14 protein-coding genes are annotated in these 16,802 nt (G+C 35.5%); 11 read left to right on the top strand and 3 right to left on the bottom strand.

Annotated elements, in window-relative coordinates; translation table 11 throughout:
- The first annotated feature begins 179 nt into the window (after positions 1-179).
- From rplM to tsf, 4 genes are all read left to right on the top strand, one after another.
- A complete protein-coding gene (gene rplM / locus ABJ955_RS06785; protein WP_347373841.1) occupies positions 180-635 on the top strand; it encodes a 50S ribosomal protein L13 in 456 nt (151 codons plus the stop codon).
- Positions 635-1,021 carry a 30S ribosomal protein S9 gene (gene rpsI, locus ABJ955_RS06780; RefSeq protein WP_347373840.1) on the top strand — a complete coding sequence of 129 codons (387 nt, stop codon included), beginning with the start codon at positions 635-637 and terminating at the stop codon, positions 1,019-1,021. The genes rplM and rpsI overlap by 1 nt, the downstream gene beginning before the upstream one ends.
- A 181-nt stretch (positions 1,022-1,202) precedes the next feature.
- The gene (gene rpsB / locus ABJ955_RS06775; protein WP_347373839.1) at positions 1,203-2,078 is read left to right on the top strand and encodes a 30S ribosomal protein S2; all 876 of its coding nucleotides are present in this window, start codon (positions 1,203-1,205) and stop codon (positions 2,076-2,078) included.
- A 97-nt stretch (positions 2,079-2,175) separates the two neighbouring features.
- On the top strand, positions 2,176-3,141 hold the full coding sequence (tsf, locus tag ABJ955_RS06770; protein ID WP_347373838.1) for a translation elongation factor Ts: 966 nt from the start codon (positions 2,176-2,178) through the stop codon (positions 3,139-3,141).
- A gap of 99 nt (positions 3,142-3,240) precedes the next feature.
- Here the strand turns inward: tsf and ABJ955_RS06765 are convergent, their stop codons facing one another.
- Positions 3,241-3,930: a T9SS type A sorting domain-containing protein gene (locus ABJ955_RS06765; protein ID WP_347373837.1), complete on the bottom strand. Its 690-nt coding sequence runs from the start codon at positions 3,928-3,930 to the stop codon at positions 3,241-3,243.
- Positions 3,931-3,948: 18 nt separating this feature from the next.
- Positions 3,949-6,765: a S8 family serine peptidase gene (locus tag ABJ955_RS06760; RefSeq protein WP_347373836.1), complete on the bottom strand. Its 2,817-nt coding sequence runs from the start codon at positions 6,763-6,765 to the stop codon at positions 3,949-3,951.
- 335 nt (positions 6,766-7,100) lie between these two features.
- On the opposite strand from ABJ955_RS06760, the gene pyrH reads away from it, so the two are divergent.
- The 7 genes from pyrH to ABJ955_RS06725 all read left to right on the top strand — a co-directional run bounded on the left by pyrH (position 7,101) and on the right by ABJ955_RS06725 (position 16,035).
- Positions 7,101-7,808 carry a UMP kinase gene (gene pyrH, locus ABJ955_RS06755; RefSeq protein ID WP_347373835.1) on the top strand — a complete coding sequence of 236 codons (708 nt, stop codon included), beginning with the start codon at positions 7,101-7,103 and terminating at the stop codon, positions 7,806-7,808.
- Between the two features lie 82 nt (positions 7,809-7,890).
- On the top strand, positions 7,891-8,445 hold the full coding sequence (gene frr, locus ABJ955_RS06750) for a ribosome recycling factor (protein WP_347373834.1): 555 nt from the start codon (positions 7,891-7,893) through the stop codon (positions 8,443-8,445).
- Positions 8,446-8,538: 93 nt separating this feature from the next.
- The gene (locus ABJ955_RS06745; protein WP_347373833.1) at positions 8,539-9,804 is read left to right on the top strand and encodes a DUF5686 family protein; all 1,266 of its coding nucleotides are present in this window, start codon (positions 8,539-8,541) and stop codon (positions 9,802-9,804) included.
- Between the two features lie 134 nt (positions 9,805-9,938).
- Positions 9,939-12,329 carry an efflux RND transporter permease subunit gene (locus ABJ955_RS06740; protein WP_347373832.1) on the top strand — a complete coding sequence of 797 codons (2,391 nt, stop codon included), beginning with the start codon at positions 9,939-9,941 and terminating at the stop codon, positions 12,327-12,329.
- Positions 12,330-12,446: 117 nt separating this feature from the next.
- Positions 12,447-13,889: an asparagine--tRNA ligase gene (gene asnS, locus ABJ955_RS06735; RefSeq protein WP_347373831.1), complete on the top strand. Its 1,443-nt coding sequence runs from the start codon at positions 12,447-12,449 to the stop codon at positions 13,887-13,889.
- 89 nt (positions 13,890-13,978) lie between these two features.
- Complete coding sequence (gene rpoN, locus ABJ955_RS06730) at positions 13,979-15,430, top strand: RNA polymerase factor sigma-54 (RefSeq protein ID WP_347373830.1); 1,452 nt, start codon at positions 13,979-13,981, stop codon at positions 15,428-15,430.
- Positions 15,430-16,035: a hypothetical protein gene (locus tag ABJ955_RS06725; RefSeq protein WP_347373829.1), complete on the top strand. Its 606-nt coding sequence runs from the start codon at positions 15,430-15,432 to the stop codon at positions 16,033-16,035. Before rpoN ends, ABJ955_RS06725 begins: the two co-directional genes overlap by 1 nt.
- On the opposite strand, the gene ABJ955_RS06720 is transcribed toward ABJ955_RS06725, so the two are convergent.
- A complete protein-coding gene (locus ABJ955_RS06720) occupies positions 16,030-16,734 on the bottom strand; it encodes a porin family protein (RefSeq protein WP_347373828.1) in 705 nt (234 codons plus the stop codon). The genes ABJ955_RS06725 and ABJ955_RS06720 overlap by 6 nt on opposite strands.
- Between the last annotated feature and the right edge of the window lie 68 nt (positions 16,735-16,802).

The raw sequence follows: 16,802 nt of genomic DNA, 5'->3' as shown, positions 1-16,802 counted from the left end.
ATATTTATTTTTTGTCAGTCTCCATTTAATAGATTGTGTTAATGATTTTTAGAAAGAAAATTTCATTCTTCGATGTTGCTTTTCAAATAAATAACACTACATTTGCACCCCTCTTAGACAAAATCCGTTTTGTTTAATGGTGAGAAAACAATGAATTATTAACAATTGACAAAGACTAAATGGATACATTAAGTTACAAAACAGTATCTGCTAACAAAAATACCGTTGTAAAAGAATGGTTGATAGTAGATGCGGACGGGCAAACATTGGGTCGTCTTGCAAGCGAAGTTGCTAAATTACTTCGTGGTAAGCACAAACCAAGTTTCACCCCTCATGTAGATTGCGGTGATAACGTAATTATTACAAATGCTAGTAAAATTAACCTTACTGGTAACAAATGGACAGACAAAACGTACATCCGTCACACAGGCTACCCTGGTGGACAACGTAGCCTTACCGCTACAGAAATGTACAAAAAAGACCCTGCAAGGCTTGTTGAAAAAGCTGTGAAAGGAATGCTTCCTAAAAACAAATTGGGCGCGGAAATCTTCAGAAACCTAAAAGTTTATGTTGATGAAAACCACGGTCAAGAAGCACAAAAACCTAGAGCAATTAACTTTAACGACAACAAGTAATGGAAACAATTCACAAAATAGGCAGAAGAAAAACCGCTGTTGCACGTGTGTACCTTAAAGAAGGAAAAGGGAACATTACAATCAACAAGCGTGAGTTGGAAAACTACTTTCCAACTGGAACACTTCAGTATAAAGTAAAACAACCTTTAACACTTACAGATAACGAAACTACTTTCGACATTACAGTAAATGTATTCGGTGGTGGAATTACAGGACAGGCAGAAGCAATTCGTCTTGCAATTTCTCGTGCTATGTGTACGCTTAATGACGAAAACAGAGGCATCTTAAAACCAGAAGGTTTACTTACAAGAGATCCAAGAATGGTTGAACGTAAGAAATTCGGTCAGAAGAAAGCGCGTAAGAAATTCCAGTTCTCTAAACGTTAATATCGTATTCAACTTCATTGGGTATCTCCCTTGGGATACCCAATTGCAGTTGACAAGTTCATATTTATTATTAATTAAAAAAGCTGTTATCCCGAAAAATTCGGGGGTTAGTTTAGCATCTAAACCAAATTCTTTATAGAAGTGGTTGCTATCCTTTCACAGAACGTAAACTAAAACAAAAATGGCAAAAAAAGTAGAAGTAAAAGACTTACTTGAAGCTGGTGTGCACTTTGGCCACCTTACCCGAAAATGGAACCCAAACATGGCGCCGTATATCTATATGGAACGCAACGGGATCCACATTATCAACCTTTACAAAACCGCTGCAAAAATTGAAGAAGCTAACGAAGCGCTTAAAAAAATAGCAGCTAGTGGACGCAAAATTCTTTTTGTAGCTACAAAAAAACAAGCAAAAGACATTGTTGCTGAAAAAGCAAAGAATGCGAACATGCCTTACATCACAGAAAGATGGCCTGGGGGTATGCTTACCAACTTTGTTACTATTCGTAAAGCCGTTAAAAAAATGGCTTCTATTGATAGAATGAAGCAAGATGGTACTTTTATGACTCTTTCTAAAAAAGAGCGTTTAGCAGTAGATCGTCTTCGTGCAAAACTAGAAAAGAACTTAGGTTCTATTTCTGACATGAGCCGTCTTCCAGCAGCACTTTTCATCGTAGATACAACACGCGAGCACATTGCGGTTGCTGAAGCTATGAAATTAAACATTCCTATTTTCGCTATGGTTGATACCAATAGTGACCCACGTGTTATCGACTACGTAATACCTAGTAATGACGATGCTTCTAAATCTATCGAAAGCATTATGAGCTTTGTTTCAGAAGCTGTAATTGAAGGACTTTCTGAGAGAAAATCTGGAAAAGAAGATGATAATGATGAAGAAGGAATGGCTAAAAAAGCAAAAGCTCCTAAAAAAGAAGTGAAAAAAGCAGTAGCTGAAGTACCTTCAACTGACAAGGAAGATGTAGCAGCTATGGAAGAAGCTAAAAAGCCTGTTCTTCAAAAATCGAAAAAAGAAGTTCTTAACGAAGAAGAATAATAACAGTATCTTAAAATTTAAAAGTCGTTTGGTTCTTTTCTTTGTTGAAAATAAATTAAGCGACTTTTTTTAACACTAAACTTAAAAATTTATACAAATGGCAAAAATAACAGCCGCAGAAGTAAATAAACTAAGACAAGCCACCGGCGCTGGAATGATGGACTGTAAAAAGGCATTAGTTGAGGCAGAAGGAAACATGGAGGAAGCAATTGCTATTCTTAGAAAAAAAGGACAAAAAATTGCTGAAAAAAGAGCAGATCGCGACTCTAGTGAAGGTGTTGCAACTGCAAAAGTAAACAGCGATAACACAAAAGGTGTTATCATTTCTTTAAACTGTGAAACAGACTTTGTTGCTAAAAACGACTCATACGTTGAAATGGCAAACAAATTGGCTGAAGTTGCATTAAACACAGCTTCAAAAGAAGAGTTTTTAGCTGCAGACTTTGAAGGAATGACCGTTGCAGAAAAATTGACTGAACAAACCGGTGTAATTGGTGAGAAAATTGAGATTGGTGGTTTCGAAATTTTGGAAGCGCCATACGTGGGTTCTTACGTTCACGTTAACAAAATTGCTGCCTTAACAGGTCTTTCTAAAAAAGTTGACAAGGCTGAAGAATTAACAAAAGACGTATCAATGCAAGTAGCTTCAATGGGTGCTACTACACTTTCTTACAAAGATTTTGATCCAGAATTTATAGCTTCAGAAACAGAAGCAAGAATCGCTGTTATTGAAAAAGACAATATTGAATTAGGGCGTTTAGGTAAAACACTTAAAAATGTACCAAAATTTATTTCAAGAGCACAATTAACTCCAGAAGTTATTGCACAAGCTGAAGAAGATGCAAAAGCAGAATTGAAAGCAGAAGGCAAGCCAGAGCAAATCTGGGATAAAATTCTTCCAGGAAAAATTGAGCGTTTTATTAGTGACAACACTACATTGGATCATGAAAAAGCGTTACTTGACCAAAACTTCATTAAAGACGACAAAAAGAGTGTTGCAGCTTATGTAGCTTCTTATGGCGATGTTGCCGTAGTTGAATTTAAAAGAGTTTCTTTGGTATAAGCTTTAAGAAACATTTATTTTATAAAAAGTAGGCGCGCGATTAATCGTGCGCCTACTTTTTATTGGTGTCTATAATTCATTAAAAATCTTTTAAAATAATTACTCCTTCACAATTTTCTTGACAGTTTTTTTTCCTTCGGAAGAAATAATGGCAAAATAAACTCCTGCTTTTAAATTATTGAAATTCAATTCGGTTTTTTCGGTTAAAGGATGTATTTCCAGAATCATTCTCCCAAAAAAATCGAAAACTTTAATAGTTTCAATTTTTGAATTTGCCTCAATAAAAACTTTATCTAAAACAGGATTGGGATATAAATAAAATGCATTGGGCTTAAAATCTTCGATAGAAAGTGGGTAATTCTTAAAAACCGCAAGTCCAAAGAGAGGGGTTTGCATCGAAAGAACTTTTCCAGTTCCATCTTGAGTAATAGCGTAATTAAATCCGCCTGAAATAAATTCAAAATAGCTGTTCTCAAATAAATTATGGATTTGTACAGCACAATCCTCCCCCGTTTCAACAAAATTCATACTATTCATTTCTCCAGTAGCAGAAATATATTCATAGATTCCATTAAAGGAATTACAAGCTCCTTCCCCATTAAATTCTAGATTTTCATTTATTTTAATATATGGGTTAATGGGCGGGTCTATTTCTGAAACAGTGTACTTAGTGCCTAAATCGGTAGTTTGTACAGAATATAAATACCAAGTACTCTCAAATAACTGTGGGTCTTGCGCAAAACTTAGCGCACTAATATTGAATAATAATGTATATACTAATGCTTTCATACTGATTAATTTTTTAAATTATTGTTTTACAAGATTTTTTGAATCTACAATTTTGCCATCGCATACCAGTGCTACGGAATACAGGCCATTAGGATAATTTGAAATATTTAGATTTATACTTGTTTCTACTGTGTCCAAAATGTAATTGTTGGAAATACCTGTAACATTACTTACCACCATCAAATATGCTGAACTAGCCTCATCGGCAATATAGTTTGTAGTCACTATATTTGTGGCTGGGTTAGGAACTAGACCGCCCAATTTATAGGGATTTACCATAATCTTCACATCGTCATAATCCTTATAACCATCATTATCTGTAATTATTTCAAGCCTATAAGTTTTTGTAACTGCAGGGGATACTGTAAGATCTGTACCAGTATATATTAGAGTCCCTTCCGGGTCATACCAATTATAGACCGCTGCCTCGTTTATCTGGGCAGCGGTAATGGTTATTGATTCATTTTTATCTATTTCTTCATCGTTCCCTGCGTAAGCATAAAAAATAGGTCTTGGATATTTGTGTACCTTATAAGTCTCACCTCCAATAATTTCGTTGGTAGAAGCATCTCTCTGTATTACATGATAAGTATAATCTCTTTTAGTTGATATTTCCGAAGTTAAAAAATTGAACTTTAGGTATAAGGTGCCAATTTCGTTTGGATTTAATTGTAAATTACTAATTGTCATGTTATTTGCTATTGCAATTTTTTTATCCGCTTCTCTTGTGGAATCAAAGTTTTGACCCTGTTCCCCTCCCTTTACCCAAGCATTATAAAGGGTGTTATCCATTTGAACAGTTACTTCAGCTTCTTCATAAATGGCCTTTCCAGCTTCACTATTCTCCTTTATGAACTGAAGGTTGTATGCCTTTATGGACGAGGTTGGATTGCCTATAGCTACCACACCTCCAATTTGAGAACGAGTGTTTGGATAAATATCAACCACAGTAGTATTTTTCCAAACAATATTATTGTTATTCTTGACGTTTGAATATATAAGATTTCCTTCAGAAAAAGTCATAGGATCACCCAACGATTCGATCCTAGCCAACAAACAAAAGTGCCAAGGATTGGGATTAATATTTGTATAATTATCTGGATTTGGGACGCTCCACTCAAATTCTAAAAGCTTGCTCTCACCAGGGCCTAATACAGGTATATTCAGTGTCCCAATCTCATTGCCCATTAAAACATCTTCTTGAGTTACAGGGTCTTCTATATACAGACTGCCATCCCAATGTGTAGGCCATGAAAGCGAGGTGTTGGCCTTTGCCCAATAGAGTTTTATATTATCATTGCCCAAAGATGTAACACAGCTGTTGTTTGTTACCCGAACATACACATAATTGGGGTTATTGGCGTCGTATTCTGGATTTTGATGCACATCTATTAAATTGCCATCATCTTGGTTACGTACCCAGATATCATCGCTTTCCCAAAAAATTTCTGTTTCTGTATCAGGTTCTACGAACAAATCGATGTTTGAGTTTTGCATTGCAAGATCCAAATCCCCTGTTGGATTCAGCATACATTGGGCCGTTTTTACCGCTCGAAACGCATTTATCCTTCCTGTGCCCAATTGTCCAATATAGGGTTGGTTGTATGAGATATGGTATATATCATCTGCGGTCATTTCTATTATTTGTTTGATTTGTGGCGCACTTAAGTTTGGATTAATAGAAAGAATTAGCCCTGCCAGTCCTGATACAATTGGAGTTGCAGGCGATGTAGCTGTCATAAGCCTATATCCTTCAGGATAATCACTATAATTTGTCGTAAGCCCCAATAATATCTGTCCTGGAGAAGTAACACTTACTTTATCATTACGAGTATTTCCTCCTTCGCCATAATCAGGTTTTCCAGCAAAACAATCTTTCCAAGACCGATGCCAATAGAGTATTCCATTAGGATCTTGCAAATTGTGAATATAACCGATTGGAAATCGATGACCAACAGTTGTTACCGACATGGTTCCATTATATGCTGCGGGGTATCTATATGTTGTATCCCCTTGGTTTCCCGCCGCAGCGATGATAAGAATATCGTTATCAAGTATCCCATTTTGACCATATATAACTTCTTGTAAGTATTCATAATTAATAGATGATGCCCAACTACAATTGACAATTTTTAAAGATGGATAACTAGTATTTTTCAAATGAATAATTTCTACCAACCCTTGTGTTAATGAATGTAGACCACCATTTGTTTGGACAAAAACTACTTTTGTTTCAGGAGCAATACTTGCAATTCCTTTACCGTTATTTGTTTGAGCATTAATCATTCCAGTAACTCCAGCACCGTGATGGCCATTATAATCGTCAATAATAACGGTCTCAATAATCGAGCCCTGAAGATCTTCATGGTATAAATCAACTTCAGCATCTACTACTCCAATAACAACATTTGGATCACCAGTGGTAATAGACCACGCCAAAGGAGTCTTAATTAAATCTAAAGCAGTATTTCTGCCGCCAGTAATAATATCTTCATAGTCATTTGGAATCATTCCAATATTTATATCGGAAGTTAATATTATTTCATTAATTATTGGAGTAATTTTTTGAATCTCAATGCGTTCTATAATATTAGAAAAATCAATATCTTCACTTGCTCTTAAAATATAAACCCTCTGAAGTCTTGAGTTTTGAGAGTTTGAAAACGCTTTCTTAAAAGAAAATATTTGTTTTGTATTTAATTCATTGGCCAAAGCCATATTTGCCATTGTTAAATTTACAGTTTGATTCGGATTAATTGTCTTTTGAATTTCTCCAAGTTCAAAACCCTCTTTTATTTCTAAATAATAATCTTGAGTATTTTGTGCTAAAAGCAAAATTGAAAAAAGTAGACTCAGGATGGTAAATAAAACCTTAGCAAGGTGTGGTCGTGTGGCCGTGTGGCCGTGTGGCCGTGTGGTTTCATAATTAGATGATTAAAGTTAGTTAATTCCTTAAAGATATACTAAAAATTTAAGAAATAAAACAGGGAAAACCCTGTTTTATTTCAGGGTTTTCCCTGTTTTTATTGAAGTACTTTTCCTACAGCCATTGTTTGTTATCTATATCAGTATAAGTGAGCCTGTCACTTTAAACTATCTCTAAAACTACTTTTTTAAATCTTTCCATCGCATCAATATTTTTCTTTATTTTTGCGCAGTAAAAATCCGCTATGCAATACAAAAGAATTCTTTTAAAACTTTCTGGTGAAGCTTTAATGGGCGACCAACAATACGGTATAGACCCAATTCGCCTTAAAGAATACGCCCAAGAAATAAAACAAATTACAAGTAAAGGAGTAGAAGTTGCCATCGTTATTGGCGGCGGAAACATTTTTAGAGGTTTGTCTGGCGCAAGCAGCGGGATGGATCGCGTACAAGGCGACCATATGGGGATGCTTGCAACCGTAATTAATGGACTAGCCCTACAAAGTGCTTTAGAAAATGAAGAGGTGCCTACACGTTTGCAAAGTGCAATAAACATTAATGAAGTTGCAGAACCATTCATCCGCAGAAAAGCAATTCGCCATTTAGAAAAAGGGCGCGTAGTGATTTTTGGTGGCGGCACAGGAAATCCGTATTTTACAACAGATTCTGCAGCAGTTTTAAGAGCTATCGAAATAAGCGCCGACGTAATTCTAAAAGGAACACGCGTAGACGGAATTTATACCAGCGACCCTGAAAAGGATAAAATGGCAACAAAATTCGATTTTATAAGTTTTGAAGATGTATTGCAGAAAGGGCTAAAAGTAATGGATACAACTGCCTTTACATTAAGCCAGGAAAACGAATTGCCAATTATCGTTTTTGATATGAACACCAAAGGAAATCTTCTAAAAGTGGTTTCTGGTGAAAAAATTGGAACAAAAGTAAATTTGTAAAAAATTTGCGACAAATACATAAATATTAAATATTTTTATTGGTGTATTCGCTGCAAAAATTCCACAGATAAATAGTTTTAAAATGGAAGACGAAATAGATTTTATAATAGATGGCGCTAAAGAAGCTATGGGCAACGCCCTAAGGCATCTTGAAAAAGAATTGGTAAACATTCGCGCTGGAAAAGCTTCACCAGCAATGGTTGGAGGCGTAATGGTAGATTATTACGGAAGTCAAACACCACTTAGTCAAGTAGCAAACGTAAGCACCCCAGATGGAATGACAATAAGCATCCAACCATGGGAAAAAGGAATGATTCAAGAAATAGAACGTGGCATACACCTTGCAAACATTGGTTTTAACCCTATGAACAATGGTGAAAGTGTTATTATTTCTGTGCCACCACTCACTGAAGAACGAAGAAGAGAATTGGCTAAACAAGCTAAAGCTGCCGCCGAAGAAGCAAAAATTGGTGTTAGAAACGATCGAAAAAATGCAAATAACGATTTAAAAGGCATCGAAATTTCTGAAGATCTTAAAAAAAGCTTGGAAGACGATATTCAAGAAATGACCGACCAACACATCAAAAAAATTGATGAAATCTTTCAGAAAAAGGAAAAGGAAATAATGACTGTTTAATTTAAAACATTCGTTAAACTAAATACAATAAAGCGGCAATATTGCCGCTTTATTGTATTTTTAAAACAACTCAAAACCCACTCTTCTAATTATATGCGAAATTTCTTGCTACTTTTCTTTTTGGGCATTGGGTTTTTCGCAATGGCACAAAAACCAGCAATCCAAACCAAAACAGATTCCGTTTCCCCCAGAGAAGTAAAAAAAACGCACCCTCTTTCCTCTGGCTACTACCCTATTGGTTTTTTTAATGTTGACCTTAAAACACTTATAAAATACAACAATTATGAAGGGCTTCGTATAGGAATTGGCGGACTGACAAACGACAAACTTTTTGAAAAATATAAAATTGGAGGCTACATAGCGCATGGCTTTAAAGATGATGCTTTTAAATACAGCTTGGGTGCAAGCGCACGCGTTAACAAAGAAAAAAAGGCATGGATAAGTGTTTTTTATGCAGACGACATTAAAGAAATTGGCACCTACGATTATCTTACCGATGCACGTGTATATTCTATTTTCGAACCTCGACTAGTCAATATTACACAGTTTTATAAATATCGAAAATGGTACGCTAATATAGCCAGTGAACTTTCACCAAAAATACTTTCAGAGTTTAGAATTGCGCATAGCAACGTAGCTAATATTGAACATTACTCTTTTATTGACGACGGCATAACCTATTCCGAGTATCAATTGGCAGAAGCTACACTTTCTTTAAGACTAAGCCCTAAAACTAATTTTTTTACCAATGAAGACGGTACCAAAGAGTATTTTGACGGTTTTCCAAAAATAAGCGCTCAAGTTACTCAGGGTTTTAAAGGTATTGCTGGAAGTGATTTTAACTACACCAAGTTTGGACTGAAGCTGGACTATTACGTTAAACGAACCAATCTTTCGTCTACCAATATTCTGCTGGAAGGTTCCCTCGCTACTGGCGATGTGCCTTTAACGCATTTGTTTCATTCATATCCAAACCAACCCACTAAAGATGAAGTTTTGCAACGGTTTTCTGTCGCAGGCGTGCAGAGTTTTGAAACCATGTATTTTGGAGAATTCTTTTCAGATAAATTAACGACACTTCAAGTGAAGCATAGTTTGCGTAGGTTTCAGCTTTCAAACAAATGGAAGCCTGAACTCGTTCTAATTACACGCCATGCCTTAGGAGCTATGCAAAACAGAGAGGAGCATATTGGAATTCCTTTTAATACTTTAGAACAGCTTTTTAATGAAAGTGGTTTCGAAATTAACAAAATACTCTATGGTTTTGGTCTTAGCGGCGCCTATCGCTATGGCTATTACAACCTTCCAAAATTCTCAGACAATATTTCATTTAAGTTTACCTTCTACCTGAAGTTTTAATTTTTAGCACTACACCTAACTATTAAAAAGCTACAAAACGTTTTTTTAATCTTTAGGGTTTATAAAATACACACTAAAATAGATTCCCTACTTATTCGGAATTCATACCTTTGCAACGATTTTAAAAAATTGCTTTGAACAAACTTTTCAGCATTGGGTTTTGGGGTGTTGTAGCCCGTTTTATATTAAGAAACCGCACAGGAATTTTAATCGTAATCGCTGTTATTACGGTGCTACTCGCTTTACAATGGAAAAACATGCGCTTCACCTATACGGAAGCCAATCTTTTACCAGACGACCACCCTATAAATCTTCAATATGAAGAGTTTCTAAAGCATTTTGGCGAAGAAGGCAATCTAATTGTAATAGGCGTTAAGGATTCCTCGATTTTTACTCCTGAAAAATTTAAAGCATGGAATCAGCTTTCCCAACATATTGGAAAGTACGACGAAGTAGACCTTACACTTTCCGTTGGAAATCTAAAAGAACTTGAGAAGAAAAAAGACACCACAGGTTTTGAGCTTGTTCCCTTTATAAAAGATTCGGTTTTTACACATGCAAAGCTTGCAAACTATAAAGATGAACTCTTTAACAAGCTTCAATTTTATGACGGACTTATTTATAGCCCTGATAAAAAATCTATTCGCTCGGCAATTTACCTTAAAAAAGATATTGTAAATACTCCTGCAAGACGCGATTTTGTAGTAGACGATTTAATTCCACTTATCAAAAAATTTGAAGAAGACACTGGAGTTAAAGTGCATACTTCAGGAATGCCATACATCCGCACTTTAAATTCTCAAAGTATTATCGACGAGATTGGGTTGTTTATTGGCGCGGCTTTACTGATTACTTCTCTTATATTTTTCTTCTTTTTCCGCTCTTGGCGTGCTACATTTATTTCTATGTGTACCGTAATTATTGGAGTAATGTGGGCCTTTGGGTTTTTAGGGCTAATGCATTATGAAATTACAGTGCTTACAGCTTTAATTCCACCTCTGATTATTGTAATTGGAATTCCAAATTGTATTTTCCTCATCAATAAATACCAACAGGAAATTAAACTGCACGGTAATCAAGCAAAATCGCTACAACGTGTAATTACTAAAGTGGGGAACGCAACATTAATGACCAACCTTACTACCGCATCTGGCTTTGCGACTTTTATCTTGGTAAAAAGCGAACTTTTAAGTGAATTTGGTATCGTTGCCTCTATAAATATTGTTGCTATATTTTTATTGAGCTTGCTCATCATCCCTATTGTTTACAGCTATATGTCTGTACCAAAAGATAAGCACCTAAAGCATTTAAGTAAAACTTGGATAAATAAATTTGTAGATTGGACGGAACGTATGGTTCGTGAACGCGGCATTACCATATACATTGTAGCTGTTCTTTTGCTTTGCGCTAGTATAATTGGTATTTTCAATATTAAAATTTCCGGGAGTATCATAGAAGATATGCCAAAAAACACAGCATTTTTTGAAGATATTCGCTTCTTTGAAAAAGAATATGAAGGTATTATGCCCTTAGAAATAATGGTAGATACCAAAAAGAAAAAAGGCGTTATGAGCCTTTCAACTTTAAAACGTATTGACGAGCTACAAGACCATATCAAAGAAATTCCAGAATTTGCGAAACCACTTTCTGTGGTCGAATTAGTAAAATATTCCAAGCAAGCATACTACAACGGAAACCCAGAATATTATCAACTTCCGAATAGCCAAGAGAAGAATTTTATACTTTCATACGCTAAAAGTAGCACTACAGATACAAATTTATTAAACAGTTACGTAGACAGTACTGGTCAATTTGCCCGTATTACCACGTTTATGAAAGATACCGAACCCGATAGGTTTGTACGTATTGAAGAAGATTTAAATAAAGAAATCAATAAAATTTTCCCACCAGAAAGGTATAATGTTTCGGTAACTGGAAAGGCCTTGGTTTTTCAAAAAGGAACGCATTATTTGGTTAACAATTTAATTCTTTCCCTTTCCCTAGCCATCTTCTTGATTGCCTTGTTTATGGCATGGATGTTTCGAAGTTTTAAAATGATTTTAATCTCACTTATTCCAAACCTTTTACCGCTAATTATTACCGCCGGAGTAATGGGCTTTGTTGGGGTTCCTATAAAACCTTCTACTATTTTGGTATTTAGTATTGCTTTTGGAATTTCGGTAGACGATACCATTCACTTCCTTGCAAAATATAGGCAAGAGCTAATTGCAAATAACTGGAGAATTAAAAAATCTGTTTATGCAGCCCTTCGTGAAACTGCGGTAAGTATGTTTTATACTTCCATCGTCTTGTTTTTTGGGTTCTCAGTTTTCACCATTTCAAGTTTTGGTGGCACCGTTGCTTTAGGCGCATTGGTTTCCATTACATTACTTTTTGCCATGTTGTCCAATCTTTTATTACTCCCAACCCTATTACTTTCGTTGGAACGTAGTATTGCGAATAAGAAAACGATGAAAGAACCTGCGATAGAAATTTTACCCGATACTAAAGATGAAATCGATTAAATAGAATTCCTTTAAGGCTTTAAGTCCTTTTTTTAACCAAACAACGCTTTGGAATTTGGTATTTTTCTTTTTTTGAATTTTTTTTAAAAGTATCTTTGCCCCTCTTAAATACAGACCATGCAACAGAAAACAATACACGAATTGTTGAAAAGCGAACCAACACACCACGAAATTGCGGTACGCGGTTGGGTACGCTCTTTTAGAAGCAACCGTTTCATCGCCTTAAACGATGGATCAACAATAAACACCCTACAATGTGTGGTGGATTTTGAAAATTTTGAAGAAGAAATTCTTAAGAAGGTCACTGTGGGTGCTGCCATAGAAGTTTCTGGTATTCTTGTAGAAAGTCAAGGACAAGGGCAAACGGTTGAAATTCAAGTTTCAAAAATTACTATTTTGGGCGAAGCAAACCCAGAAGATGTTAAGCGTACCATTCTTTCACCGAAAAGACATTCCCTTGAAACCCTTCGTGAACAGGCACATTTAAGAATTCGCACCAATACTTTTGGCGCTGTAATGCGTACACGCTCCAAACTTTCTTTTGCCGTACATGAATATTTTCAGAAAAACGGATTCAATTATATGCATACACCTATCATTACAGGGAGCGATGCCGAAGGTGCTGGCGAAATGTTTCGTGTTTCATCATTAGATGCAAAAAATCCACCACTAGATGAAAACGGAAATGTAAATTATAAAGAAGATTTCTTCGAAAAAGAAACAAATCTTACCGTTAGCGGTCAATTGGAAGCAGAAACCTACGCAATGGCACTTGGTAAAGTATATACTTTCGGCCCAACTTTTAGAGCTGAAAACTCAAATACAAGTCGCCATTTAGCAGAGTTTTGGATGATTGAGCCAGAAGTTGCCTTCAATGATTTGGACGCAAATATGGATCTTGCGGAAGATTTTATAAAATATGTTATAAATTTTGCTTTAGAGAATTGTGCTGATGATCTTGAGTTTCTTGAAAACAGATTGTTAGAAGAAGAAAAAAACAAACCACAAACTGAGCGCAGCGAAATGAAACTTCGCGAAAAGCTTCATTTTATTCTTGAAAATAACTTTAAACGTGTAAGCTATACCGAAGCTATCGATATACTAAAGCGTTCTAAGCCAAACCAGAAGAAAAAATTTAAATATATAATTGAAGAGTGGGGCGCAGATCTTCAAAGTGAACACGAACGCTTTTTGGTTGAAAAACACTTTAAATGCCCAGTAATTCTTTTTGATTATCCCGCAAATATTAAATCGTTTTACATGCGTTTAAATGACGATGGAAAAACAGTTCGTGCTATGGATGTACTTTTCCCGGGTATAGGAGAAATTGTAGGCGGCTCGCAACGTGAGGAACGTTATGATGTTTTGTTGGAAAAAATGAAGGTTATGAATATTGACCCAGAAGAATTGTATTGGTATTTAGATCTTCGTAAATTCGGAACTGCTGTTCATAGCGGTTTTGGGCTTGGTTTTGAGCGTTTGGTACAGTTTACTACGGGAATGGGAAACATTCGCGACGTAATTCCGTATCCTAGAACCCCTGGCAACGCCGAATTCTAAGGAAAATAACATAAGATTGTATTAAAACTGGCTACTTCATTATTTTAGTAGCTGGTTTTTTTTAACTTTATGATGTAGTAAATAGAAGTATGTTAAAACAACAATTAAGCTTTAAACTTTCCCAGAAATTATCGCCTCAACAAATCCAGTTGATGAAGATGATTCAATTGCCTACGCAAGCTTTTGAACAACGTATCTCTCAGGAATTGGAGGAAAACCCAGCTTTGGAAGGCGGAAAAGAAGAAAGTGAAAACTTTGATGATGAATTTAGCAATGAAGAATTTGATGAAGGCAATGAAGTAATTGAAACAGATATAAATGTTGATGATTATTTGAGTGATGACGAAGTACCTAGCTACAAACTTTCCGCAAATAATTATAGCGCAGATGATGAAGAACGACAAATGCCTTATGCAGCCGGAACATCATTTACGCAGTATTTAATGCAGCAATTAAGCACCTACCGCCTTACTGAAGAAGAAGAAGAAATTGCGCAGTTTTTAGTGGGCAGTGTCGATGAAAGCGGCTATATACGTCGTGAAATACAAGATATTGTTGACGATTTAGCGTTTACACAAAATGTATATACCTCAGAAGAAAAGGTAGAAAAAGTTCTAAAAATTGTACAAGATTTAGACCCTGCAGGTGTTGCAGCGCGAGACCTTCAAGAATGTTTATTAATTCAATTAGAACGCAAAGAGCAAACCCCTTCTGTTACCTTAGCAATAGCTATTATTGACGAATCTTTTGATTATTTTAGTAAGAAACACTACAAAAAACTAATTCAGAAATTTGATATCACAGAAGACCAATTGCGTGATGCTATCCATGAAATTGAAGGATTGAATCCAAAACCTGGCGGCACCTATTCTGGTAACACTCGAATGGCCGAGCATGTAGTGCCTGACTTTGCAATAAAAATTATTGACGGCGAACTAGATTTAACGCTTAACGGACGAAATGCTCCCGAACTTCATGTAAGCCATGATTACACCAATATGTTGAAGGGTTACAAAGAATCTAAAGACAAATCAAAAGCGCAGAAAGATGCTGTAATGTTTATTAAACAAAAATTGGATGCTGCAAAGTGGTTTATAGATGCCATTAAACAAAGACAACAAACACTATTTGTAACAATGAACTCTATTATGCATCATCAAGAAGAATATTTTTTAACGGGTGATGAGCGCAAGCTAAAACCAATGATTTTAAAAGATATTGCCGATAAAATAAACATGGATGTTTCAACAGTTTCTAGAGTGGCAAACAGCAAATATGTTGACACACCTTACGGCACAAAATTGATTAAAGAGTTTTTTAGCGAATCAATGAAAAATGATCAAGGTGAAGATGTTTCTACAAAAGAAATTAAGAAGATCCTAGAGATTACTATTTCGGAAGAAGACAAAAGAAAACCCCTTACTGACGATAAACTCGCCAAGATTTTATTAGAAAAAGGCTACCCAATTGCACGACGAACCATTGCAAAATATAGGGAACAACTCGATTTGCCGGTTGCTAGACTTAGAAAAGAAATATAATGAAGATATTTTTAAAAATAGCTTCCTATCTTTTTCATCCGTTATTAATGCCGGTTTTAGGCACTGTAATTTATTTTGCCGTTACCCCAAGATATATTGAACCCGAATTGGTTCGAACAAAGCTTTTTGCAATTGCAATCATTACACTTTTATTACCGATTGTGGTATTTTTCCTACTAAAAAATTTAGGTATCGTAGAAACCATTTATTTAAAAGAAGTGAGGGAGCGCAAGTTTCCATTAATGATACAGTGCATTCTTTTATTACTAATCATCAAAATGATTTTTAATCCCTATGATGATCCAGAAATGTACTATTTCTTTGTAGGCATTCTTTTTTCCACCTTTAGCGCCCTTTTAATGGTCTTTTTTAAACTAAAAGTAAGTTTACATCAAATGGGGGTAGCCGGAGTTTTAATGCTGTTAGTGGGATTGAGTGCTCATTTTAAAATAAACCTTTTAATAAGTATCAGTTTCTTTTTATTTGTGAATGGCTGGGTAGCTTCTTCTCGTTTAAATAACGATGCTCATACTTATCCTGAACTTGCAGCTGGCTTTTTATTAGGAACACTACCACAGCTAATTCTCTTCAATATGTGGTTATAGCACGTAAAACATTAAGCCTACTTTTAAAGTTCTAAAATCAACCTCCTCACCAGCCACAGTTACAGCATCTTTAAAGAAAGGATTTATGCTATATGAGGCAAAAAAATTAAATGTATTATACCCAAAACTTAAGGTGGCAGACAGTCGTAAGGGGTCGAATTCAGGAATTTTAGTCTGATTTACAGTTTTACCAGGTTGTTTAAAAGTTGCTTTATACCAATATGTATATCCCACTCTAAAACCTGCATATACACGCCAAAATTTATAGGTTGAAGGCGAAGACGTTCGCCATCTAAATTCTATTGGTGCTTCAACAACTGCCATGTTAAAGCGGTTGCGGGTAAAATCTACATTTTCATCCAAAACTCTAAAAATTGTTTTATCGCCTGGAGTTTCACCTATAAAGAGATTTTGTCCAAATTGATCTATAGCAAGGCCCGCCCCAACTGCTATGGCAATATTTCGTTGTTTATTAATAGGCATATCTCTAACAAACCCAAACTGAATTCCCCCGGTAAGTCCTTTAGTATTGACATCACTAGGGATATTTAGAGGAATGTTATAGGTAACACCTATATAAAACTGATCTTCTCTATATAAAGAATCTTCTGTTGCATGGCGAATAGTATCTTGTGCAAGCACGGAACAAGATACACACGTACACAGTAAAAAGATAAAATTTTTAATCAGCTTTTGCATATTGATAAAGATAAAAGTATTTTCAGAATATGAGAAACTAAAAACGCCTTGAAATAAATCAAGGCGTT

This window comes from Aequorivita sp. Q41 (assembly GCF_039831855.1).
Classification (GTDB): Bacteria; Bacteroidota; Bacteroidia; order Flavobacteriales; family Flavobacteriaceae; genus Aequorivita.
This window is presented reverse-complemented; position numbering and strand designations above follow the sequence as displayed.

Bases quoted from the DNA above. Each gene is read 5' to 3' on its own strand.
- rplM (WP_347373841.1), top strand. From the start codon at position 180: ATGGATACATTAAGTTACAAAACAGTATCTGCTAACAAAAATACCGTT.
- rpsI (WP_347373840.1), top strand. From the start codon at position 635: ATGGAAACAATTCACAAAATAGGCAGAAGAAAAACCGCTGTTGCACGT.
- rpsB (WP_347373839.1), top strand. From the start codon at position 1,203: ATGGCAAAAAAAGTAGAAGTAAAAGACTTACTTGAAGCTGGTGTGCAC.
- tsf (WP_347373838.1), top strand. From the start codon at position 2,176: ATGGCAAAAATAACAGCCGCAGAAGTAAATAAACTAAGACAAGCCACC.
- ABJ955_RS06765 (WP_347373837.1), bottom strand. From the start codon at position 3,930: ATGAAAGCATTAGTATATACATTATTATTCAATATTAGTGCGCTAAGT.
- pyrH (WP_347373835.1), top strand. From the start codon at position 7,101: ATGCAATACAAAAGAATTCTTTTAAAACTTTCTGGTGAAGCTTTAATG.
- frr (WP_347373834.1), top strand. From the start codon at position 7,891: ATGGAAGACGAAATAGATTTTATAATAGATGGCGCTAAAGAAGCTATG.
- ABJ955_RS06745 (WP_347373833.1), top strand. From the start codon at position 8,539: ATGCGAAATTTCTTGCTACTTTTCTTTTTGGGCATTGGGTTTTTCGCA.
- asnS (WP_347373831.1), top strand. From the start codon at position 12,447: ATGCAACAGAAAACAATACACGAATTGTTGAAAAGCGAACCAACACAC.
- rpoN (WP_347373830.1), top strand. From the start codon at position 13,979: ATGTTAAAACAACAATTAAGCTTTAAACTTTCCCAGAAATTATCGCCT.
- ABJ955_RS06725 (WP_347373829.1), top strand. From the start codon at position 15,430: ATGAAGATATTTTTAAAAATAGCTTCCTATCTTTTTCATCCGTTATTA.
- ABJ955_RS06720 (WP_347373828.1), bottom strand. From the start codon at position 16,734: ATGCAAAAGCTGATTAAAAATTTTATCTTTTTACTGTGTACGTGTGTA.